16 protein-coding genes and 3 pseudogenes are annotated in these 24391 nt (G+C 37.0%); 2 read left to right on the top strand and 17 right to left on the bottom strand.

The features are described from left to right. Positions 1-18: 18 nt before the first annotated feature. From ACLV7W_RS08985 to ACLV7W_RS08995, 3 genes and pseudogenes are all read right to left on the bottom strand, one after another. Positions 19-1369: pseudogene (locus ACLV7W_RS08985) on the bottom strand (IS3 family transposase). A gap of 48 nt (positions 1370-1417) precedes the next feature. Then, a protein-coding gene (locus ACLV7W_RS08990) for an IS3 family transposase (RefSeq protein WP_142358424.1) occupies positions 1418-2769 on the bottom strand; the annotation gives its coding sequence in 2 pieces (ribosomal slippage) (positions 1418-2328 and positions 2328-2769; 1353 coding nt in all). A gap of 98 nt (positions 2770-2867) precedes the next feature. Further along, positions 2868-3815, bottom strand: a pseudogene (locus ACLV7W_RS08995) (IS1182 family transposase); the annotation flags it as partial. Here ACLV7W_RS08995 and ACLV7W_RS09000 point away from each other — a divergent pair. Then, positions 3807-4727: pseudogene (locus tag ACLV7W_RS09000) on the top strand (transposase); the annotation flags it as partial. The pseudogenes ACLV7W_RS08995 and ACLV7W_RS09000 sit on opposite strands and share 9 nt — an antisense overlap. A 162-nt stretch (positions 4728-4889) precedes the next feature. Next, positions 4890-6145, top strand: a protein-coding gene (locus tag ACLV7W_RS09005) for an ISL3 family transposase (protein ID WP_411865832.1) whose coding sequence is annotated in 2 segments (ribosomal slippage) — positions 4890-4932 and positions 4932-6145 — 1257 coding nt in all. Because the reading frame shifts where the segments join, the coding sequence is not laid out codon by codon here. 86 nt (positions 6146-6231) lie between these two features. Here the strand turns inward: ACLV7W_RS09005 and asp5 are convergent. The 14 genes from asp5 to ACLV7W_RS09075 form a co-directional block, all read right to left on the bottom strand. After that, complete coding sequence (gene asp5 / locus ACLV7W_RS09010; RefSeq protein WP_000569974.1) at positions 6232-6456, bottom strand: accessory Sec system protein Asp5; 225 nt, start codon at positions 6454-6456, stop codon at positions 6232-6234. 4 nt (positions 6457-6460) lie between these two features. Further along, complete coding sequence (gene asp4, locus ACLV7W_RS09015) at positions 6461-6640, bottom strand: accessory Sec system protein Asp4 (protein WP_153209881.1); 180 nt, start codon at positions 6638-6640, stop codon at positions 6461-6463. A gap of 1 nt (position 6641) precedes the next feature. Continuing rightward, positions 6642-7979: an accessory Sec system glycosylation chaperone GtfB gene (gtfB, locus tag ACLV7W_RS09020; RefSeq protein ID WP_411865833.1), complete on the bottom strand. Its 1338-nt coding sequence runs from the start codon at positions 7977-7979 to the stop codon at positions 6642-6644. Beyond that, positions 7972-9483 carry an accessory Sec system glycosyltransferase GtfA gene (gene gtfA, locus ACLV7W_RS09025; RefSeq protein ID WP_411865834.1) on the bottom strand — a complete coding sequence of 504 codons (1512 nt, stop codon included), beginning with the start codon at positions 9481-9483 and terminating at the stop codon, positions 7972-7974. The genes gtfB and gtfA overlap by 8 nt, the downstream gene beginning before the upstream one ends. Positions 9484-9494: 11 nt before the next feature. Then, on the bottom strand, positions 9495-11870 hold the full coding sequence (secA2, locus tag ACLV7W_RS09030) for an accessory Sec system translocase SecA2 (RefSeq protein ID WP_153209878.1): 2376 nt from the start codon (positions 11868-11870) through the stop codon (positions 9495-9497). Next, a complete protein-coding gene (gene asp3 / locus ACLV7W_RS09035; RefSeq protein ID WP_153209877.1) occupies positions 11860-12339 on the bottom strand; it encodes an accessory Sec system protein Asp3 in 480 nt (159 codons plus the stop codon). Before asp3 ends, secA2 begins: the two co-directional genes overlap by 11 nt. Continuing rightward, the gene (gene asp2, locus ACLV7W_RS09040) at positions 12339-13871 is read right to left on the bottom strand and encodes an accessory Sec system protein Asp2 (protein WP_261014907.1); all 1533 of its coding nucleotides are present in this window, start codon (positions 13869-13871) and stop codon (positions 12339-12341) included. The genes asp3 and asp2 overlap by 1 nt, the downstream gene beginning before the upstream one ends. Then, on the bottom strand, positions 13861-15435 hold the full coding sequence (gene asp1, locus ACLV7W_RS09045) for an accessory Sec system protein Asp1 (protein ID WP_411865835.1): 1575 nt from the start codon (positions 15433-15435) through the stop codon (positions 13861-13863). The genes asp2 and asp1 overlap by 11 nt, the downstream gene beginning before the upstream one ends. Before the next feature lie 15 nt (positions 15436-15450). Continuing rightward, positions 15451-16680, bottom strand: a complete 1230-nt coding sequence (gene secY2 / locus ACLV7W_RS09050; protein ID WP_153209875.1) for an accessory Sec system protein translocase subunit SecY2 — start codon at positions 16678-16680, stop codon at positions 15451-15453. Positions 16681-16809: 129 nt separating this feature from the next. Next, positions 16810-17817, bottom strand: a complete 1008-nt coding sequence (locus tag ACLV7W_RS09055) for a sugar transferase (RefSeq protein ID WP_153209874.1) — start codon at positions 17815-17817, stop codon at positions 16810-16812. 8 nt (positions 17818-17825) lie between these two features. Then, positions 17826-21044, bottom strand: a complete 3219-nt coding sequence (locus ACLV7W_RS09060) for an SP_1767 family glycosyltransferase (protein WP_153209873.1) — start codon at positions 21042-21044, stop codon at positions 17826-17828. A 10-nt stretch (positions 21045-21054) separates the two neighbouring features. After that, positions 21055-22278, bottom strand: coding sequence for a glycosyltransferase family 8 protein (locus ACLV7W_RS09065; protein ID WP_153209872.1), 1224 nt, complete (start codon positions 22276-22278; stop codon positions 21055-21057). After that, positions 22247-23494: a glycosyltransferase family 8 protein gene (locus tag ACLV7W_RS09070; RefSeq protein ID WP_153209871.1), complete on the bottom strand. Its 1248-nt coding sequence runs from the start codon at positions 23492-23494 to the stop codon at positions 22247-22249. The genes ACLV7W_RS09065 and ACLV7W_RS09070 overlap by 32 nt, the downstream gene beginning before the upstream one ends. Before the next feature lie 3 nt (positions 23495-23497). Further along, complete coding sequence (locus tag ACLV7W_RS09075; protein WP_409349487.1) at positions 23498-24376, bottom strand: acyltransferase; 879 nt, start codon at positions 24374-24376, stop codon at positions 23498-23500. Positions 24377-24391 lie beyond the last annotated feature (15 nt).

A 24391-nucleotide genomic window follows, 5' to 3' on the forward strand; every position in this document is an offset into this window, starting at 1 on the left:
AAAAGTTAGACAATTAATTTATCCGAAGGATTTAGTTCTGTATTGTACAGGGCTAAGTCCTTTTAGTTTTACCTTAATTCGTTTATTGTTGTAGTAATCAATATAGTCTACAATGGCTTGTTCCAATTGCTTAAGCGACTGAAATGACTTCTCATAACCGTAAAACATTTCCGATTTCAGAATCCCAAAGAAGGACTCCATCATACCATTGTCTGGACTGTTCCCCTTACGTGACATGGATGCTTGAATTCCCTTATCCTCTAGAAACTGATGATAAGAATCGTGTTGATATTGCCAACCTTGGTCACTATGGAGAATCGTATTCTCGTAGTGTTTCTCTGTGAAGGCCTGTTCCAACATTGTTTTTACTTGTTCTAAGTTGGGTGAAGTTGAAAGATTATAGGCGATAATTTCGCTATTAAAGCCATCTAAAACTGGTGATAAGTAAAGCTTTTGAGTACTTGCTGGAATGGCAAATTCTGTCACATCTGTGTAGCACTTTTCCATTGTTTTAGAGCCTTCAAATTGACGTTGAATGAGATTCTCTGCCTTCTTACCAACGTCTCCTTTATGAGAAGAATATTTTCGTTTCTGTCGCATTTTAGCTTGTAAATTGAGTACTTTCATCAAGCGTTGAACTCTTTTATGATTTACCAGATAACCACGATTTCTTAGTTCTAAATGAATCCGACGATAACCATAATTTCCCTTGTGTTCGATAAAAATGGATTGAATTTCAGCTTTAAGCTCTTGGTCCTTATCTGGTTTCTCTAGCTGTTTCAAGTGATAGTAGTAGGTCGAACGAGCTAGTTTAATGGCTTTTAGAAGAATATCTAACGAAAACTCAGTCATTAATTCTTGAACAATTTCTGTCTTTCTTCTTTCTCTTTTTCCTCCTTCAATCGGAGTTCTCTCAACTTTTTTAGGATTGCATTCTCCGCTCTCTCAGGTACTCATTTTCTGCTTGAAGACGTTCTAATTCTGTCCTCTCTTCAGGTCTCTTTTTTGGCTTACGTCCCATTTTAGGTACTCTCCCTCTTGTTTTCTCAACAATAGTATACCCGTTTTTCTTGTATTGTGCTAGCCAATTAAGAAGTATCGTACGACTTGGGAGGCCATATTCAAGAGAAACTCTATCTTTAGTCCAGCCTTCATGTATGACTTTATGAATCATTTCTTGTTTTAAATCAGGAGAATAGTAACGATTTTTTCCTTTTTTGACGAACTCTATTCCGTAACAATCAATCAATTTAATCATGTACCTAATATTAGAATTATTTATCCCAAATTTATTTGAAAGCTTCTCTAAGCTATATCCTTGTTTTCTAAGTTCATAGATCTGAACTTTATCATCATAAGTTAATTTCATAATAAAAACACCCCAAAATGTACTGACCCCACAAAGTTGGACAAATAATTATTGAAAGGATTTAGTTCTGTATTGCACAGGGCTAAGTCCTTTTAGTTTGACTTTGATTCGTTTATTGTTGTAGTAATCAATATAGTCTACAATAGCTTGTTCAAGGTCTTCTAAAGACCTAAAGTGCTTCTCGTAACCATAAAACATTTCCGATTTCAAAATGCCAAAGAAGGACTCCATCATACCATTGTCTGGGCTGTTGCCCTTGCGTGACATGGATGCTTGAATTCCCTTACTCTCTAGGAATCGATGATAAGAATCGTGTTGGTATTGCCAGCCTTGATCGCTATGGAGAATGGTATGCTCGTAGTGTTTCTCTGTAAAGGCCTGGTTTAACATAGCTTTCACTTGTTCTAAGTTTGGTGAAGTTGAAAGGTTATAGGCGATAATTTCGCTATTAAAGCCATCTAAAACAGGCGATAAATAGAGTTTCTGTGTGCTATTTGGAATGGCAAATTCTGTCACATCGGTATAGCACTTTTCCATTGGCCTTGATGCTTCAAACTGACGTTGAATGAGATTCTCTGCTTTCTTGCCAATCTCTCCTCGATAGGAAGAATACTTTCGTTTCCGACGAATTCGAGCTGTTAAACCAAGGACTTTCATCAGACGTTGGACCTTTTTATGATTCACCACAAAACCGCGATTTCTTAGTTCAAGAGTAACTCTACGATAGCCATAATTTCCTTTATGGTCATTATAAATGGCCTGAATTTCGGTTTTAAGCTCTTTATCTTTGTCAAGTCCATCTAGTTCCTTCAACTGATAGTAGTAAGTTGAGCGAGGTAAACGAGCCACTTCAAGAAGTAAATCTAGTCGAAATCCTCCTGAAGCCATTTCTCTAACTGTCTCTGCCTTTCTCGCTCTAAGGCTTCGTCCCTTTCCTCTAACTCTTTTAACTTTTTTAGGTAGGCCACCTCGGTACGTAGACGTTCATTCTCCTCCTGAAGTCGCTCTAATTCTGTCATTTCTTCCCAAGTTTTCTTTCGTTTACGTCCCATTTTAGCTGGTCTCCCTCTTGTTTTCTCAACAATAGTATACCCGTTTTTCTTGTATTGCGCCAGCCAATTTTTCAACAGCGAACGATCAGGCAAAGCATAATCCAAAGCTACACTTCTTTGTGAACGACCTTCCAGCAGAACTTTATCGATTATTTCTTGTTTTAATTCTGGGGAATAGTAACGATTCTTCCCTTTTTTGACGATTTCTATTCCATAACGGTCAATCAATGTCACCATGTATTTTAGACCAGAAACATCCACACCAAATCTTTTCGAAAGCTGTTTGAATCTTTGACCTTGCTTTCTAAATTCATAGATCTGAACTTTATCACCATAAGTTAATTTCATAGTAAAAACACCCCAAAAGTTAGATTTTTTTCTGTCTAACTTTTGGGGTGCAGTTCAAAAGTTAGATTTTTTCTGTCTAACTTTTGGGGTGCAGTTCATTCTTTACGTTTCTGGTAAAGTTCCTTACTTCCCTTTTGATGCCGAATCTCCTCACAAATTTCTAAATAATCCCTCCAAATATGGCTAGTAACGACTTACTGTTTCTTTTTACTTTCTGTGAAACTGGATAACAGAGGACAAATTGGGCAAATCTTAGGATCACTTTTATATTTACGATAGCCATCGCGATTTGTTGTAGAGTAGACTAACACTTGATTTTCAGGGCAAAGGTAACAGTCATAGTATTCATCATAGATAAAGTCCTTAGGGCTAAGTTTTCCTTTCTTTCCACGAGGGCGAGTATAAGGGAATACAGGTGTAATATTTTGGTCAAGGAGGAATTTTGCAATACTTGGAGTCTTATAGCCAGCATCGGCGATGAGGTAGTCAGATTGGAATCTCTCCAACTGTTCAAAAAGTGCAAGAAAAGCCTGACTGTCATGCACATTGCCAGCACCGATACTATAAGCTAGTGCCCATCCATGCTTATCGCACCCTACTTGGGCATTGTAGGCGAACACTTCCTTATGCTCTCCCTTGTGAAACCAACCACTTTCAGGGTCTGTAGTAGAAGTCTTCTTCGGCTCAGCCTCGCTTTCTTTTGCGGGCTCGAGCGACTTTTTTCCGTGCTTTTTCCGATCTAAGTCAATCTCAACTTCCAGTTGCTTACTCATAAACTTAGCTTGCTTGTCTAGAACTTGATGAGTATATTTGTGGTTATTAGCTGCGGCCTTGATATGAGTCCCATCAATAAAAATCTCAGTCGGGTCAATCAAACCTTGCCCCCATACAATGGATAGAACATAATGAAAAATTTCCTCTATTACTTCCTTATCTTGAAAACGACGATTGTAATTTTTGCCATAAGTGGTAAAATGAGGAACCTTATCGTTTAAGCTCAAATCCAGAAACCAGCGATAGGCGGTATTGACCTCAATGTCCTTGAAGGAGAATTGGAAAAATTTAACCAGGACATTGAGGAGACACCCGTTAAAGGGAAAGATGAACGTAAAACCCAGCGTCGTAAACTCAAGAAAGTCTTGCGTAAAGTCAAGGAGGATTTTTCAGTACATGCTGAAAAGTATGAGAAGTATCAAGAAACATTTGAAGGGCTCAACAGTTTTTTCAAAACCGATCCAGATGACACTTTTATGCGAATGAAAGAAGATTATATGAAAAATGGCCAACTCAAGGCTGCTTATAATCTTCAAATCGCTACTGAAAACCAATTTGTTCTTCACTATGATGTCTTCTCAAATCCGACAGATACCAAGACTCCTCTACCCTTACTTGAAACCTATCCGCATGACTTGAAGACAGTTGTCGCAGATGCTGGATATGGAAGTGAAGAGAACCTCCTTCGTTTAGATGAAAAGGGGGTGAACCATCTGATTAAATATGCCATGTTTGACAAGGAACAGAAGAGAGGGTATAAACAGTCGGATAGAAACTTAGCGAATTGGCACTATGATGACAAGGAGGATAGCTACACACATCCTGATGGCTGGTGCTATCGTTTTCACCATATCAAACATCAGAAAACACAGACGGACTTTCAACAGGAAATCAAGGTTTACTACGCTGATGAACCTGAATCAGCCCCTCAAAAGGGACTGTATATGAACGAACGCTATCAAAACTTGAAAGCTAAAGAATGTCAGACGCTTTTATCTCCCGAAGGTAGACAGATTTTTGCTCAACGCAAGATTGATGTGGAACCTATCTTTAGGCAGATAAAGGCTTGTTTGGGTTACAAGAGATGTAATCTGAGAGGGAAGCGTCAAGTGAGAATTGACATGGGATTGGTACTTATGGCCAATAACCTCCTCAAATACAATAAGAGAACGACTCAAAATTAAAAAGCTAGAGTTCCGCAATTGGAAAGCTCTAGCTTTTTTGGCTCTATAATATTTGTAGTGGGTAAATCCCCTATGGATATTATGGAGCCTATTTTGTTGTAGAAAAAAAGTCCCATATCATCTATAATGAAAAGCGACCAAACTATCATTAGAAAAATTCATATGGAACAATTACATTTTATCACAAAATTACTAGACATTAAAGACCCAATATCCAAATTATGGATGTTATTAATAGGGACACACATAAAGAAATCATTGCTAAATTGGACTACGATACCCCATCTTGTCCTGATTGTGGAAGTCAAATGAAGAAATATGACTTTCAAAAGACTTCTAAAATTCCTTACCTCGAAACAACTGGTATGCCTACTAGAATTCTCCTTAAAAAACGCCGTTTTAACTGCTATAAGTGCTCGAAAATAGCGGTCTCCGAGACCTCCCTCGTCAAGAAGAATCATCAAATCCCTCGTATCATTAATCAAAAAATTGCTCAAAAGCTGATTGAAAAGACTTCTTTGACCGATATTGCTCATCAGCTGTCCATTTCAACTTCAACTGTTATTCGCAAGCTCAATGACTTTCACTTTAAGCATGATTTTTCTCGCCTTCCACAGATTATGTCCTGGGACGAGTATACCTTTACAAAGGGAAAGATGAGTTTCATTGCGCAAGATTTTGATAATCTTAATATCATCACTGTTCTTGAGGAACGAACACAAGCTGTCATCCGAAATCACTTTCTTCGATACGATAGAGCCGTTCGTTGTCAGGTGAAAATCATTACTATGGATATGTTTAGTCCCTACTATGACTTAGCTAGAAAACTTTTTCCGTGTGCTAAAATCGTTCTAGATCGTTTCCATATTGTACAACATCTAAGCCGTGCTATGAGTCGTGTGCGTGTCCAAATCATGAATCAGTTTGAACGAAAATCTCATGAATACAAGGCTATCAAACGCTACTGGAAACTCATCCAACAGGATAGTCGTAAACTTAGCGATAAACGTTTTTATCGTCCTACTTTTCGTATGCACTTGACCAATAAAGAGATTCTAGACAAGCTTTTGAACTATTCAGAAGACTTGAAACACCACTATCATCTCTACCAGCTCCTGCTTTTTCACTTTCAGGACAAGAAGCCTGACAAATTTTTCGGACTGATTGAGGACAATATAAAGCAGGTTCATCCTCTTTTTCAGACTGTCTTTAAAACCTTTCTAAAGGACAAAGAGAAAATTGTCAATGCCCTTCAACTACACTATTCAAATGCCAAATTAGAAGCGACCAATAATCTCATCAAACTTATCAAGCGCAATGCCTTTGGATTTCGAGACTTTAAAAACTTCAAAAAAAGGATTTTTATCGCTCTAAACATCAAAAAAGAAAGGACGAAATTTGTCCTTTCTCGAGCTTAGCTTTTCTTCAACCCACTACAGTTGACAAAGAGCCAAAAAAGAAAACTTCAGACCAATCACAAAAGGTGAATATCTGAAGTTTTCTTTTATTTGTAAGTTATCACCATAAAGGTTAATAGTAGAACAAATAAGGCCAAACTCACCAATAAAGTAAGAACCTTGACCAAGGTGTTACTCTGCCAGTAGCTTGGTTTACCAATATTACTAGTCGCGTCCATAGAGAATAATTGATTTTGACGGGGTTGTATGGTCACCAATACAATCAAAGCAAGAGATAGGACAATAGCTAAAACAATCAGTATTTCAATCATAGGTCTACCTCAAAATCCCCAGCAAAGTAAAGAGCAAACCAATCAGAATCATCAAGCCCAGTAAGAGTGAAAAAGTTTTACTAATCTTTTCCCCTCGGGTTTCTTTTTCCTTCTTAATCGGTCTTTGCTTCAACTCTTCCATGCGACCTTCAACGTCTTTGTAAAATAAATCTTCATCTGACATGTTAACCTCCTAAAACAGTTTGCATGGTTTCCTGATATCGTACCAAATCAACATAGTTGGCATGTTGGCCTTGCTTTCCAAGTGCCTGACGCATTTGATCAACATCTGAAAGAGCCAACTTAATTGTCTCAACCAAAGGAGCAACTTCACTACTTTCAAATAGATGATCCGGAGCGATATAAAGTCTATTGTGCACTGTCTGATGAAATCCAAGAATCAAGAGATTGTGTTCAAAGGCTTGACGCACTGCATGCAATAACTCATTGCTGTGGTTTATATCCAAATAAATATCAGACAACTGATACAGTTCCTGAATCTTCTGTGGACTAGCGTTCTGATAAAGGACCACATTAGGATAGCGAAGCATGTCTAATAACTTAGAAGACATCTCTGTCACCGCTGCGATGCGGAAAGTAACATCAGGCAAGGCTTCTACGATTGCTTCTACTTGCTCAATTTGATCGGAATTGGTCAAGATTAAGACATCTCGCCTTAGGAAATTATCACGTTTGAACTGGTAATGGTAACCCAAATGCACAAACTGATCATGGTATTTCTCGTCAGTCAATTCTAAAGCGCGCTCATAAGTTGCCTTATTGGGAATGATGATTTTCTTAGTACGCACATCAGCGCTTTCCAAAATCAACTGCATATTGCCTGGAATGTCATCATAGAGAGGTTCCTGCCAAACCAAAACATCTGAGCCAGATTTATCTGGATGATGGAAGGAAACCAAGAAAGGAGTCGCTAGAGTATTAAAGATAAGCTGACTTGTATCTATTTCCAAATCTTGCAAAAAGAAGGTGATAAATTCAACCTTATTTGCAAAGTAACGCATGGACTGACCAGGCAAAGTCAATAAGATATCACCCGTCACATGGTTTTCAAGTAAAACTTGTTGACCATTGACATCTTGGTAAACCGTCATAATCGGCTCACCATCTGCACTATAGGTCGTTGTAGCAAAGCAAGCTCCAAAGCGATTATAGTGGTCAACCTGACGTACTCGACCTTCTAGATCTTTCCAATCTACCTGTTTAACCAAGCGAGCCTGCAAACCATCTGCATAATGAATGATAGCCCTCTCCTGTGTCATATCTTCAATATGAGCAGACTGATTATTTCCTGAAATTTCCCAAAAAGCTGGAACAGGAACTTGATTAAAATAAAGAGGTTTTCCATCCTCGTAACCTAGATAATAGGTAAAAGGAGAGACCAGACCATCAGGCAGAAAACCGTCTGCATCGATGACCACTCCAAGTTGAGAAAGACCAGTAGCGACTAGACTTTCATGTAAATCTCGACTTTCCTGACTATAACGATCATAAAGTTCAATCATGGAGCACCTCCTCTACTGTTTTCTTCCACTTTTCTAAAATTTCTTCGGTTAAGAAGCCTTCTGCAATATGATAAGAATGGGCACGCATATCCGCCAAACGATTTTCTTGATACAGTTGGCAAATCTTAGCTGCGTAAGCTTGCTTGATTTGGTCTTCTACATGGTCTGATGAACTTGGAATCAAATAACCATTTTTCCCATCTTCTATAAAGGTCTGATTGCCATAAGGCACATCAAAACCGATGAGAGGGAGACCAGAACCAATAGCTTCCATCAAGGTCAAACCGAATCCTTCACTGGTAGAAGCCGTCAAATAGACCTCATACTGGCTATAAATCTGTGAAAGTTCCGCATGCCCCTTAAGCTTGATATAATCCTCAGCCTGATGACTTGCAATAATGTCTCTAAGCAGAGAATCTTCTCCACCACTACCATAAATATCAAAGGTTAATTCAGGTATTTCCTTACGAGCCTCAATCACAGCCTTGACCAACCAGTCAATGTGTTTTTCTTTAGCAAGACGTGAAGCCGTAATCAATGAAAAGGACTTACGTCCCTGACTCGACTCAGTTAATTCATCAATACTTCCTACAGGAATGGTAACAATCTTTGGACGATGCTGGGTGTATTTGGCAAATTGCTCTTGCAACACTTCATTTTGTCTATCAGTGGATACGATAAAGAAATCAACCTTATCTGCATTGGTAAACTGGTAATCATAGTAGTTATTCCAAAGGATATAGTCCTCGTTTGTAGCATTTTCACTATAATGCTCCGCGTGGACAACTACCGCCAGATGAGCCGCTTGTGCTTCCTCAAAAACAACCTGTCCAATGCCTGTCTCTCTATCAAGAATGACCAAATCAGACTTGTTCAAATTCAAGGATTTCATAAAGGCACGCATAAAGGCTTGCTTCCCATAGAAAATCTTGTCCTCGAAACGATAAACTTCTTCCTTCCCTTGATTCATCAAGATATCATAGGCTGGAGTTCCGTCTTCATTATAGAAAGTTCTTTGGTATAGGACTGCAACATTGTCCTTGGGAGCAAAGTATTCGCTACAATAACGCGTATAAGAAAAGTAGTCCTTACGAATCAGTTTTCCTTTAAAAACATACTCAGCATGTTGAACCAAGTCCTTGTTTTCATCCACCAAATAACAAGTGACAAACTTATCTTGGTCAGAAAAGAAGACACGCAAAATCTTGCCATTCTTTTCTCGATGACTTTCAACACCGTCAAAAGTAGCTAAGAGATCAGCAACTGTCACACTAGTGGGTGCAATCTTGATATCTGTGAAATGATTATAAAGCCAGATAACTTGTTCGTCATCAAAACCAATATTGGCTGTCAGATGCTGAATATTATCAGCTAAAATCATATCTGTAAAGATAAATTTAGATGGTAAATTCAAACTTCGAAAAATACCGGCACGATAGGCTTGAGCGTATTCCACACCGCTACTAGCCCAACCAATTCCTAAATTTATATTGTAAATTGTCATATTTTCTCCTCTTATGGAAAATGAGTCACGATTTCACCTTTTGGAGAAATGTCTACTCTGCTCAATAGAAGGTTTCGAACCATATCCTTTTTGACTTGCCTTTTCATCTCTTCAAATCCATGATAAGCTTCTTGATAATATTCGACAATAGGATTCTTTTGAGCAGCTGATTGCCCGCCAATCGCAAAAGTTAATTGTTGAAGATAGTCTACTTGTTCAACCCAATTATCATCAATAGCCTTTAGCAAGGCCAAACGCTGAAAATCTGAAAAGAAGTCATGAATTTCCAGAAGTGTTCGTTTCTCTTGTAAAGTTTTTTGGACTGTTGTCTCCAAAACTCGTTTAATGGCATCCTTATCCGTCATATCCAACTCTTGAGGAACTGCATGATAAAGAAAACTGATATTTTTTACGATAAAGTGATACAATTCCTCTTTGCTTTCAAATTGTTCGTTTGACAAACTCTTTTTTATGAACTCATCTAGTACATCTACAACAAAACCATCTAGATCCTCAGTCCCATCAATCAAGCGATTTCTTTGACTATAGACCATCTCTCTTTGGATATTCATACTCTCAGCATATTCTAAGGTTTGACTTCTCGCTGATCTAGCGGCGCTATCGCTTGCTTTTTGCGCTTTTTCCACTAATTTTCGATAGCGTCTTCCTTCTAGGAGCTCAGGACTTATATGTTTGTTCACTGTATAGTCCTTATACATCTTATGGACCCAAGAAGGACCAAACTTTTTAATCACATCATCTTCCAGTGATACAAAAAATTTCGATAAGCCCGGATCTCCCTGTCGTCCCGAACGCCCTCGAATCTGTAAGTCAACTCGCTTACTTTCCATGCGCTCCGTACCAATAACCACTAAGCCTCCAAGCTCCGCAACTCCAGGTCCAAGTTTAATATCTGTACCTCGACCAGCCATTGAAGTCGCAACTGTCACAGCTCCCATGCGACCAGACTCTGCAATCATCTGCGCTTCACGAGCTACATTATGAGCATTCAAAACATTATGAGCAATTCCTTCTCGCAGTAAGAGAGAAGAATAAAGTTCCGACATCTCAACCGAACCCACAAAAATCAATAAAGGGTTCCCTTTTTTATGGTAATACTTAATCTCATCAAGCGAGGCATAAACTTTTTCAGGTAACGTAACATAGAGATTATCCGGATAATCAATTCGCTGGTTCTTTCGGTTAGTTGGAATTTTCACAACTGACATACCATAGGTTTCTAAAAATTCCTTCTCTGCAACTTTTCCAGTACCAGTCATACCAGAAATCTTTTTAAATTTCTTAAATAAACTTTGATATGTTATAGAAGCCATTGCCCTAGTTTCTTCAGATAGAGGAACCTGCTCCTTTGCCTCAATAGCTTGATGCAAACCTCCTTGAAGCTTGGTCATTTCTAATAAACGACCTGTACTTTGATCCACTAGAACCAGTTCGTCATCTTTCTCACCCTTCCGAATAATATAGTCTTTATCCCTTTTAAATAGGGTATGAGCTCGTAAAGCAAAGGTCAAATGTCTGGCTAGTACACTATGTTCTTCAGAATATAGGTTATCAATTCCAAGAAAGCTCTCCGCAGTTCTAGCACCAATAGTAGTAAGCCATACTTCTTTTTTCTCTTCTTTAAAAATATAGTCTTTTCCCTCTATTAAAGTTGTCATCAAGGTGTCAATAATTCCATAAAAATTGGATTGTACCCTAGGTGAACCTGAAATAACTAAGGGAGTTTGAGCGCTATCTAACAAAACTGAATCTACCTCATCTACAATAACAAAGTTAAATTCTGCCATGTACTTTTTGTCTTCACTTGATGCTAAATTATCAATCAAATAGTCAAAACCAAGACCACTGTTAGTAGTATAGATAATATCCGCACTATAAATTTCTCTCTTATCTTCGGACGTTAACTCTTCCTCATCGTCTTCAGAAAATGGGATACGAATTGTCAAACCTAAGAACTCATAGACTCGACCCATCTCCTCTGCATCACGCTTAGCAAGATAGTCGTTAGTAGTCACCAGCATTACACCTTGACCTGATAAAGCATTGAGATAGATTGGCATCGTAGCAGTCAGGGTTTTCCCCTCACCTGTATTCATCTCCGCAACGTTCCCTTGATGGATAACAATCCCACCCATGACCTGTACATCATAGGGAAACATTCCTAGTATCCGTTTATCAGCTTCACGTACAACTGCAAAAGCTTCCACTAAAAGATCATCTAAGGTTTCTCCAGTAGCCAACCTCTCTTTAAATTCTTGAGTTTTACCTGCCAATTCAGCATCTGTTAGCGAGGCCATCTCTTCTTTTTTTAGATTAATTTGATGCAAGATTTTTTTCACCTTGCTCAACTGTCTATTATTCCACATCTTGTTTAGAATAGTCCTCTTCTATTGAAAATGAATGAAAGTCAACTGATTGTAATCCTGCGCTCAACAGTTGGACTTTATAATGATAGGCTTCTTCTGGATAGATAAAGGTGAAATCAAAATTCTTTTCAATCACTTGACCAATCTGCTTATCATAACGATCCATAAAAATGAGTCTAAAATACAAACCTTTTTGGGGCTGAACAGTCATTTGACTAACCAAACGATAACGATGCCCCTTTTTTAAAAGAGGCAAGGTTGGAGTTAAACGATTTCCTTGAAAATTAAAACTTGAGGTCCACTCATGAATCATAGTACCAGAATTCACCATACCATTTTCAAAATAAACATGATTTCGCGAATGATAAATAACAACTGAACCATATAAAAAACTATTCTCTTTCAAATCTCCTAAACTGGCCCCTTTAAATTCTCCCCAATAAATCTCTCTAGTCCTTTTGATAACCATCAAAACTTTCTCCCAAAATTTTTCTCTAATATCATTTTATAAAAATTCATGAACCAAGTTATAGTTGTGTCATTATCATCGTTATGTCGACCTGAAGTCCCTTTTGACATGATACGAGCACCAGAATGATAGAGTGTCTCTACTAAATCATCATAAGCACGCGGGTCATAGTCTTCCTCTTTCATATAAGAGAGTCCAAAAATTGTTTGACTAAAATCCGCCTGTTTAAAAGGAACCCAAAAACGGTCATCTAAGAATCTCATGGCAGCTAAACTAGCATCTCCTTTAGAATGGTGACGTAAAATGTCAAAGGCGGTAGGGAAAAGCCCAGGCGCTTCAAGTCTGCCTCTTTCTGCTATCAATCCAAGATTGGTCAAGGGTTTTGAAACAATAACAGCCCTAGGTTCAAAGAAAGAACTGTAATACATAGCACCATAGGTCCCCATAGATATACCCGAGAAAATTAATTCCTTATTTGAGAATCCTAATAAATCAAGATATTCTTGAATCACATTTCGAACGCCATTTTCAAGGTAGTCATCACCCAAGTAAAAGGCTCCCCCATCTATTCTCGGATCTTGAAAAAGAAGGAAGGGTGCACCAAGAAATCTCATCATCCCAAACCCCTCAAATCCTTCCGCTCGTCGATAACCAGAAAAGTAGATATTCAAAGGCGGTTTAAAGTCTCCTGGATAGAAAAAGTAATTAAGTTCCTCACGCTTTTTATTATGTATAATGCCTCCACCTAGAACATACTTGCCAAATTGGTAGCGTGTTAAACGCTGGTGAAGAGCTCCGATTCTCAGACGTCCTGCTCCTCGCGCTTCTAGAGAAATACTGATAAATGAGGAAAAATCATCGTCCAATACAAGGGCGGTCTCCATATCCTCAACTGTAAAAACTCGTTCTTTAACAAAACTAGCAGTGGACCCATCTTGTATATTCCGAACAACAAGGCGAATATCACAAGTCCAATCTTTCTCATATTCTAGCCAGAGTTCTACTGGGTTAAACTCGCTTGCTCGAATATTATATTTCCAGCTAATTAAGGGACGGAAGTCTTCACCATACTTTCCTAAGAGTTCTAGATGTTCATAACCATTATAACGAACCTCCCCCGCAAAAGCAGGATTAACAAGCATATCAATCGGGGCCAACTTGTCTCCATACTGCCCTCTAAACAAGGCCTTAGATAGTAGACGTAAAAGTTCTGCTGGTTTTGAAAAATCTGTTGCTTGAGCACAGGTTCTTTTCAAGAAATTTTGAACATCTTTTGATTGTGGCTCAGCTGTATCTGGGTAGAAAATAGTATAAGGAGTGACCTTTTTCATCAAAGGAATCAAATCCGATAAATGTTCAGGATTTTCAACCAAAATAGCTGAAAAAGTTTTTAATCCCTCCATTTTCATGACCTTCCTTATTGCAGTCGTTGATTTTGGCCAAAAGAAATGCCAGTCCATATTCTCAGGAATCTCATAATAATGACGCCAGTTTCTGCTACCTATCTGCAAAATCTGTAATTTATTGCTCACCCTTTGCCTCCTCTAACCATTTTTCCCACTTGTCTACAAATTGTTCACCTGTATTTTGTCGAATCTTATCGATTGAGTAAATTAAGGCTTGATTCCAATGTTCCAAGGTATCTAAAAAGTAGTGTCCAGCTTTACTAAATTCTGATAAATCCGACAGGATATACCCATTTTGTAAGTGAGTAACATATTCTGACTCTTGTAGGTTGATTTGAGGAATTCCTGCACTAATTCCTGCAATCTGAGTATAAATATTTGCGACTGGATTTAAATCAACAATTAAACGAGTGTACTCCAATTCTCGAATTAAGCCCATCTCATCATTTAGATTGATAATCTTAAAGCGATAATAATCTCTGGTATTTTCTTCTAATGTATTTTCTGCATCAGATACCACGGAATCCTTTAACAGTTCCTTCAGATTGAGACGCTCCATAATGAGCGAATCGATCTGCTTCTGTAAAGCTTCAATTTGATATCCTTCTGCATTAAATACTGAAAAAACAACCTCAGTCAAAGGATTTTTCGAGACGAAGTATAAGATTTCATACAAGATCTGTGGATCTTGTTGCATCTGTATATCCATTTGGACATAAATTTTTGATTCCTTTAATCGTTGACTAATACCTAACTTCAAGCGCGTATCAAAAGATGGTAAATGATGCATTTTAGAAATAAATTGAGGATAAGTCTCTTGCAATCGTTCAAGAAAATCTTTCCTATCACTAATCAACAATCTAGACTGTTCTATTGCCTGACGATGAACTTGTAAATCATCTGCTTGATTTCTTTCAATAAAGAAACTTATAATTTTGGGAGCTTCTTCTGGCAATCTTTCTAACAATTGATTTTGAAATCTGGTATGAGCTGCCAAAACAAATGAATCTCCAACTTGATAGTCTTGATTTAAAAATGTTGTTAAGAATTCCCAAATAACTTCATCTATACTCTCATAAGTTAATTTTTCAAAACGGTAGCTTACTGCTGGGTTTACCTTTACAATTGGCTGTCCCCCTTGCAAATTCTCCCTCAATTGCCACTGTCCTTTTGCATTGTAATAATAACGGTTGACTGGTTTTTGATCCTCATACTCTATAAGGCTAGATAAAAAGCCACGATCATCAAAATAGCAAATAAAATCAATTTTATTATCTTTAAAATAAGTAATATAGCTGATAAAACCTTCTGAGCCATATTCAACTTCAGCATAAAGCGCCCCTTGCTGTTTAACTGCAATTACAAAGGGAGTATAGATAAAGTCACAATCTTTATCCCATGTTAAATCTTTCAGTTGCAAGGGGTGCATCTCCTCATTTGCAATATTTTGAATAGCATCAAAAACAGAGAAAACATCAGACTCCAATAAATCTTGTCTGTGTAACAAATAGCGCAGGTGGGGATGATAAGTCAACCATAGCATTTTAGATTCTAATTCTTGGCGTTTAAAAATCCGAATTTGGTGCAAGATATCATCAAATTCTAAGCGATAAGGAGTCCTATACCAGGGCACAATATTTGTCTGCCAAGATTGATTGTCACGCTCCAAAAAAGGAATGAAATAATACATATATTCTCCTCTCAATTATGAATTGATTTCTAAGAGTGGTCTATAGTTCTCATTCAACGTCAAGGCATGAATCTCTTCTTTGATATTAAACACCATTCCGTTAAAAATCAAGAATAACCCTGAAAGCATCGTTAGTTGCATATAGCGCGGATCATATATAACCATCAACATTGGCAAGCCAGCCATAATAACTGTATAAGTAGAACCAATGATTGCAAAACGCAAAATTAACCAATTGATATAGCGACTTGTCGCTTCTCCTGGATAGATGTTATAGATATACTCTCCAGATTTTTTCATCTTTTCAGCTATTTCCTCTCCACTCATATTGACAAAAGAAAAAGCAAGTCCCAATGCAAACAATATCAGAATATATGTACATAGCCATATTGGTCGTCCAATTGCAAATTGGCCCATCCAGTTCTGTATCCAAGAAACATTTGGAAAAATAATCTGGAGTAACATTAGAACATACTGCGGAATTGATACCAAGGACATGGCATACATAAAAGGCATCCCTCCCGCAGGATTTAACTGAATATCAAAATAAGAATAGCGTTTAAAACGATTGTGAATCATAATCTTATTCACTAAAATACGATAGCGTGCCCTCTGCATGATGACAGCAGTATATAGAAAAACTAGAGAAAACATAAGTAATAGTACAACAAATAAAAAACTAACCTGTAATTCTTTTATACTCTTGACTATGTTTTGTGGCATACTAGCTACCATACTGGACATCAAGATAACTATAGAACCCCCGACACCAAACTGAGAATTGAGATCCGATAACCAGACCAAGAAAAAAGTGCCCGCAATCAAGAGCAGAACATTCAAAATCAAGACCATTCCATAATGCTCCCCCGACTGAATAGGGAGATTTATGGTAATGGCTAATGCCTGGATTAAAGCTATGACAAATGTTAATATCATTTTTCTTCGTTCTTGAACTTCAAGTGGTAAGCTACCAAAACCAAGCTTCTTAGACATACTAAACATTTGCCATAAAATCATAGCCGACATCCATGGAGACAGTCCGACTGAAAATAGGGAGATGCTTTGAAGATTGCCACCTGTTATAGCAGTAGAAAAAGCTAAAAAAGCTACAGTTCCACCCAAAAAATTTGCATCATTAACGTTTATAAACGGAAGAGTCAATCTACTTCCTAGAACATAAATAAACAAGAAAGAAATCGTCCACATAACACGTTTCACGACGACTGATGTCAATTTTATCTTCAATTTTTTTCTCCTACCTTATTCGAGTGATGAAATATTCTGATGAATATAGCTAAATCTATAAATTGACTGTTTGCCACTACTGTCATTCCCTCATCCTAATGGATGAGGGGTATTCATAACTACCCTATTCTAGATATCTAAAACCTGCATCACTGCAGCAATCAATAATTTCTTTGTAAAGTATCCTTCTTTTAAGATATAACTAACTTTATATACATTTTCAACCATGTGTTGATAAGCTTCTGCTGTCGTGTACTCTACAAGACGATTTGCTTCTTCCAAACTGTTCACTACATAACCTAAGCCTTTTTCTTGTATGAAACTAGCATTTGAGAGATAGGATGGCACTACTACTGGAATCCCTGCAGCAAGATAAGTACTAACTTTATGAGAGATATTCAATCGATAGTAATCTTCCTCATCAGTTGGATTTTCACTGGTTCCCCATACTAAGCCAAAGCCTCCCTCTGACAAAGCAAGAAGCAACTCTGTATCTGTTTTCCAACCTTTAAATGAAACTCTTGGGTTAAGATTCTCTTGATTAGACTCGGAAAAAATATCGAGAGGAATTGAATAAGCCCAGTTAGATAAGTGTTCAAAGCGCTCCACACTACCCGCAAAATATAGTTTTTTCTGAAAATCTGGTCGTCTCAAAGGATAGTCATGAACATGATCCCACATTCCTTGGATAATAATTTTTTGAACTGTCAACCCTTCCTTAATCAGACGTTCCTTCATTTTTTCTGACGGAACAACTACTAAATCCGATTGGTTATACATTTCAATATACTCCGGCATCAAGTAATAATTGGATGGAAACATAAGTGGGGGTACGTCATGTATAAAGGTGATTATTTTAGCATTTAAAATCTTACATTTTCTGATAAAGGCCTGATCATACTCCCTGCCATTCCATGTGGGAGATTGATAGACGACGATATCTCCATAACCGAGCTTAGCTAAAACACCATCTAAACGGCTATTCAACTCACCTTGACTATCACTATAAATATCGTAAAAGTAAAAGCCAAGTTCGTGAAAGTCTAACTTTCTTGCAATTTTAACGGTTTCATTCTGGGCGATTAGGGCTGTACTTTGACCAGACATGCCATAAATATTTGTAATGTTAATTTTCATTTTCTTGTTTAAATCCTTACAACAACTTGTGCATTATAAACTTCATCATCAAGCAGTTGAATTTCTTGATCAAAATTATGCTCTGCGGTATGCTTATGTGAGAATTTCACTTTTGAAGTTGCTCCCATCTTAAACCACTCATATTCGGAATCAATGTGACCTAGATCAATTGCTTGTATGCCTTTTTTGCTTAAGTGATAAGCTAAAACCTTGGCTGTAGGCCCAAGCATCAAGAATACTAATTTACCAGCCACATGCTTTTCAATCGCTTCTTGAATGTCCTGAACTTTACTATAGGCATTTCTAGAAGGGCAGACAATACGCTCAACTGACTGAGCATTGTCAAAAAGATCATTTCCAACTCCTGAACGAGAGTTTTCACCTTCGACAATTAAGATATCTCGTTTATTCCAAAGTTTCTTTAATTTTTCAAAGTGAGCTACCGAAGCAGACTTATCTTTGAGGTCTATATAAGGACGAGATATAAAAGTCGAACCATAGAAAGGTGCTGTGCACAATCTATGATAGGCTTCTTTATAATTTTCTAAATGCTTTTTCCAAAAGTTGACAGCTTCGGGATTGTAGCGTTCCAAAACTTCAAAAACATCAGAAAGACAAACCAGCAATTCAGGAGAGCTTTCTAGTTGGATCATTCTTCTAAGCTGTTCCGCCAATGTCTCATCATAGTCTTGATAAGGAATCCCATGGCCCATCATAATATCCATTTCTCCATCCCCATAACGAATAACGGAAGAATGGTGTTCCAATATATAATCAAGACTCTGCTGGATATCCAGTACCTTTGGATAGGATTGCAGCTTTTTTACAGGCAACTCTCCATTTTGACAGTAGGCTTCAATAAATCGAACCATCTCTTCAGGACGCCCTTGGTCATAGAGGAACTGACCTTGCTCACCATGGGCTACACTTTCAAAAGCAAATACTGGTTTTCCTGCTTGTTGAAAACGTCCAATAATGCCATCAACTTCAACATCAGCATTTATATCTAGTAAGATATCACAGCCTTCAATCATACTATCAACCAAAGCTGGTTGTCCTGCTATATCAGATAAAACTGAAACATTTGGATACGCCAGCAAAGCTGTAATACTATCTGCCACCGTAACAGGAGCAGCTATATAAAACTTTATATTTGGCAAATTTTCAATTAAATATACTATATTTTTCAAATCACATGAGAATGTATAAATAAAAGCTGAATGTTGAACTCCTGTGTATTGACTCACCTGACTTTTGGTAAGACAAGGAGTTGGCTGACTCATATCCGACCAATCTTGGGCATTATAATACCACCAAACATCACGATAAATGGAGCGCTCGTAAAGTCCCCAAGGTTTTCTCTCCGTCAGGTAATGGATAATCGGTGGATAAGTTCCAAGCTCTGGTCGATAATCCGAGAAATGTGTGTGCAAGGTAATACAGTTATATTTAAAGTCTAAAGCTAACCAGCGGTCTTTAAATAAGATATTCAAAATACTTTGATCATCTTGGGCAACTTTGTCATGTAATTCATTGGTCATTTCAATCAGTTGTTTGCGAACCTCTTCTTGTTTCCAAAGGCGATTATTGATTAACAAAACACCTGCATTGAAGCCATGCTCATTAAAATATACTTGAGCCCCCAGATCCTTGACTGCCGCCAATGGATAGTCTCCCAAGTCGAAATCAAACAGAGGACTTAAGTCTCTTGTGACAACCAAATCACAGTCTAGATATAAGACCTTATCTTCCTCAACAAAATCCGAAATAAAATAACGTAAAAATGTTGCATAGTGAATATTGGTCTTATATTGACTTATATGAGAACTATTGACACGGGCATTAACAATTTCACAGTCTAGCTTCTTCAACTTACGATTGAGATTATAAAACCATTCTGTCGGAAAATCGCTGTTAATCAGATAAAAACGAAGTCCTTGATTATGACAGCAGATTGATTTGATTGTAGTTAGCACCTTATCTGCATATTGGTAATTAGCTCCTAAAACAATTGCCCTCATGGCCATTTTATCTTTCTTTAACTCTTCAATAGTTTCTATCATTGACTGTGGAGATTGAGAGGAAACTACTGTTTTTTCCAATTGGTTTTTATTGGTTATATCAAAAGTCAATACTGGTCTGCTTGCACTAATATAACGATTGACAATGAATTCCATAGGACTTCCCGTATGAATATCCAAATAGGCATCTGACTTCTCAATCATTTCATCAATCACCACCCCTACCATACTAGGATACAAGTACACATTTGGATATTTTTCTAAAGCTAGAAGAATATCACCCATGTCTGTATAGGCACCAATATGGAACCCAACATCAGGCAAAGCTTGGGCTAGTTCATCAATATAAAGAACATCCTGTGAATCTGTAAATGTAAATAGATTGACATTGTGAAGGTCATAAACTCTTTTGATAGTAAAACATCCTGCGTAATGGTCCGCAATTTGATCGAAACTAACGTCTCGAAAAGCCCACCATAAATCCCGATAGCGATAGCCCATCAGTGTGGACCATGGTTTTCTATAGGTCGTATAATGGATAATCAATGGTTCTTGATCCAATTCAAAATGTGAATCCCAATGACTATAGAATGCGATGACATCATGCCCAACTTGAAGATTAAAATGCTTATCCAACTCTAGCCAATGATTCTGGAAGACTAAATTAAAAATGGTTTGATCCCCATTGAAGTCCTCTGTAGTATTCTGATTAAGGTAAGACATGTACTCCACTGTCTTATCAAACAACAAGGAAGTAACATCTTTTTCTCTCCACTTTTGACAATCAATGACCAGCATCCCTGAATTAAATCCATTACCATCAACATCCCTTACTGCCGCTAAAGAGTAGTCTCCCAAATCCAAGTCAAAGAGCGGACTCAAATCTCCATGTACAATGATGTCACTATCTAAATAGACTACTCTATCTTCTGTAGTCAACCGTGGAATTAAGTATCGAGCGTAAGCAATGGGTGAGATGTGTGCTTGTGTTTTCCATTCAGGATTAATCACATCACCGATATAAATATCCTCTACTATACTTCCTAGCATTTCTACTTGAACCTTGAGTTCATGGAACCAATCGCTAGGGATATTCTGATGTAGAATATAAATCTTAACATTTTGATTATAATACAAAATAGACTTTATTGTTGTGAGTATTGGGGTAAGATAATGTTTATCCCCAGCAAGTACAATTGCCTTCATATAAATCCTTTTAATTACTTAATCGTGCGCAATATTTTTTAATAGCTTCTACCATCTTCTCCGGTTCCGATGATGAAAAAATATGACTTCTTCCACTTGAATCATGACTAGTGTTATCAAAAGTAAAAATTGGCTTATTTCGTTTATGAACTTCTTCGATAATATTGGCAATCTCCCCTTCATGATTGATATCTAGGTAAAAATCCATCTTATCCAAGGTTTCCTTCAGATTAAAACGATTAAAATTAGGGAAAAGTGACAAATTTAAATAAGATTGCAAATCAACGACGAAGGGAGCGAAATTTGTATGTGCCAAAACAGTAAAATGTACTTCTGGCAGTTCAGACAAGAGATACACCAATGATTCCATAGCTGCACTATTTGTAAAAATACAAGTATTGTACAAGGGAGCTCCTACTAGTTCATTAAAGGATCGTTTAGTAATATCTACATTCAACAATACATCGTTCCAATTCAATCCATAATAAAACCACCATAACTTACGAAAACGTGTTAAGGTCAAATGAGTCCAAGGTTTATATTCTGTAGTATAATGGATAACCTTTGGAACACGATGACCATAATAAGAAGAATTATACCATTCGCTATTTCCATTTAAATGTAAAAATTGATCTAAACCAACCATAAAATTATACTCTTTATCCAAATGCAACCACTGATCACCAAAATACATGTTAAGAATACCTTGATCTCCATAAACATGTTCATGGTGTTGGGCAGTCAACTCCAATAATCTTTTTGTCGAATTATTTTCCCGCCATTTTTTAATATCAATTAATAACATACCTGAGTTAAAAGTTGATACCAAACCATTCATATCATGATCTTGAACGGCTGCAATTGCATAACCCTGTAAATCTAGGGAGAATAAGTCATCCAGTTTATCATGGACAATCATGTCCGAATCCAGGTATAAAACCCTATCTTCTGACACTTCGTCTGCTATGAAATATCTAAAATATGCCGCATAGGATATAATATTATTAGGTAAATGAAAATCATGGAGATTATGCTCTGTCTTTTTAACATTGACAATCTCAGAACCAATAACCTTTAAACGATTTCTCATCAATAAAAACCACTCACTAGGTAGATCATCATTAAACACATAAAATTTCACATCGTGGTTATGAACCGAAACCGACTTTATCACGGTTTCTACCTTGTCAAGGTAATGGACATCAGCTCCAAGAGCAATCACTTTTTGAGGCATTCTTATCTCCTAGTTTTTGTATTTTTCTAATCAATTCATCTATTTCATTTACTGTAAAAACTGTGCTTTCCCCATTGAAAAAATGATTGGTGCAATCAAATGAATAAATTGTCTTTCCTCGTCTAACCATTTCCTGTAACACCTGATCCATAGCTGGCCCATAATTAATATCTAAGCAAATATCTGTTTTGTCTATGATATCCTGCTTCATTTTAGGATCAGCACATGGATAAATGTAACAATTTAAATAGCTTTGTAATTCAATAATATTTGGCGAAAAATATGTTGGTGCTACAATATGAAATTGGACATCTGGTAATTTTTCTAGTAGATAACTGATCCCCTCAAGATCTCCTGTATTCGTAAAAATACTAGCATGTTGCAATGGTGGTGAAATCAATTCTACAAATGTTTCTTTCAAAACATGAGTTCGTAATAAAATATCATTCCAATTTAAACCATAGTAAAACCACCAGATATCTCGAAAACGATTAAATCGAAAATGTTTCCACGGTTTATTCTCTGTAGTATAGTGAATAATACACGGAATACCTTCAAATAATTCGTACCAATCATAATCTCCCATATAATATCGATGGGCATCGGCACCAACCTGTAGGTTAAAAGTTACATCAAATCGCTTCCATCTATCTTTAAAAAACATATTTAAAATTTCTTGATCCCCATAAACATGTTCGTGGTGTTCTACGGTCAAATCAATGAGTTTTTTTGAAATATTCTCCTCACGCCACATATCCGTATCAATAACAAGAACTCCTGAATTAAATCCATCATAAGTATTGGGTAAATCAGGAACAGCTCCAAGTGGAGAACCATCTAAGGATTTTTCAAATAATAATGTTAAACAGGATGTTACCACAATATCACTATCAAGATAGAGAACTCTCTTTTCATTAACAAAATTAGGAATAAAATATCTAAGATAGGCTGCAGAACTGAGATGTGGTGTAGGAAGATTAAAATGATTGATTGTATCATCTGTAATTTTTATATTTACAATCTCCGAATTTAAAACAGATAGTCTTTTATTCATCAATTGAAACCACTCTGTAGGAAAATCACTGTTGAAGATATAAAATTTTATATCCCTATTATGACTACAGACTGACTTTATCGTCGTTTCCACCTTATCCATATAATTGCCATCAGCCCCAAGTACTATGGCTTTTTTTTGTTTAGCAACATTATACTGCATTATCTATTCTCCATTCCTATCTACCTTTAACTGATGACGAATTGTTGCAACCATTTTATCTTCATCTTTCAAACTGAATACATGTATCTCTTCATTTTTCCTATGAACTACATTTTCAAAGGCAAATATTGGTTTTCCTCTTTCTAAAGCACGTCCGATAATATCATCAACCTCATTCCAATGGTTAATATCTAGGTAGAAATCAGCCATTTCTAAAATGCGATCTGAAACTTCTCGTGATTGACAATACTCATACAGTTGAAAATTCTTAAATCGTTCAAAACTCCTTAAATAGTCTGATACATTCGTTGGTGCTGCAACATGAAAATCAACTTCAGGTAAACTAATCAGTAAATACTCCAAGCCTTCCAACTGATCTGAGTAAGTATAAACAAAAGCATGAAATTTTGCAATATTTTTAGATGTAATCTTTAATTGTTCACTATGAGTCACAATAGAATTACTTGGAATATCTTGATAAATCAGACAGTTCGCCCCGATAACAACATTATCACCTATAGTAACTCCTCTAAGAATAACTGTATTGGCTCCTATCCAACAATCTCGTCCAATGTGAATCGGTGCACTACTCATTGCAGTTTTAAACACATGATAGTTGTTAAACTTATGATTTGAATCAAAAATTCGGACTCCATCCCCAAACATAGTATCACGTCCAATGGTGATTTTTTCCGTACACCGAATTGAACAATGATCATTAAAAAAGACTCCCTCTTCAATTGATAAAATTGCCCCCATGAAAACTTCTAAACTTGTAAAAGATCGCATGGTTACCCCCTGAGCAATCTGAAGGCAAGCTCCCTCGGATATTTCAATATGGTGATAATTCCCCTGAAAGTTAATCGGAACATCCAAATTTATTTTCCCCCTTTTTAC

Origin of the sequence: Streptococcus mitis, from assembly GCF_965111735.1 — a bacterium.
GTDB lineage: Bacteria > Bacillota > Bacilli > Lactobacillales > Streptococcaceae > Streptococcus > Streptococcus mitis_DR.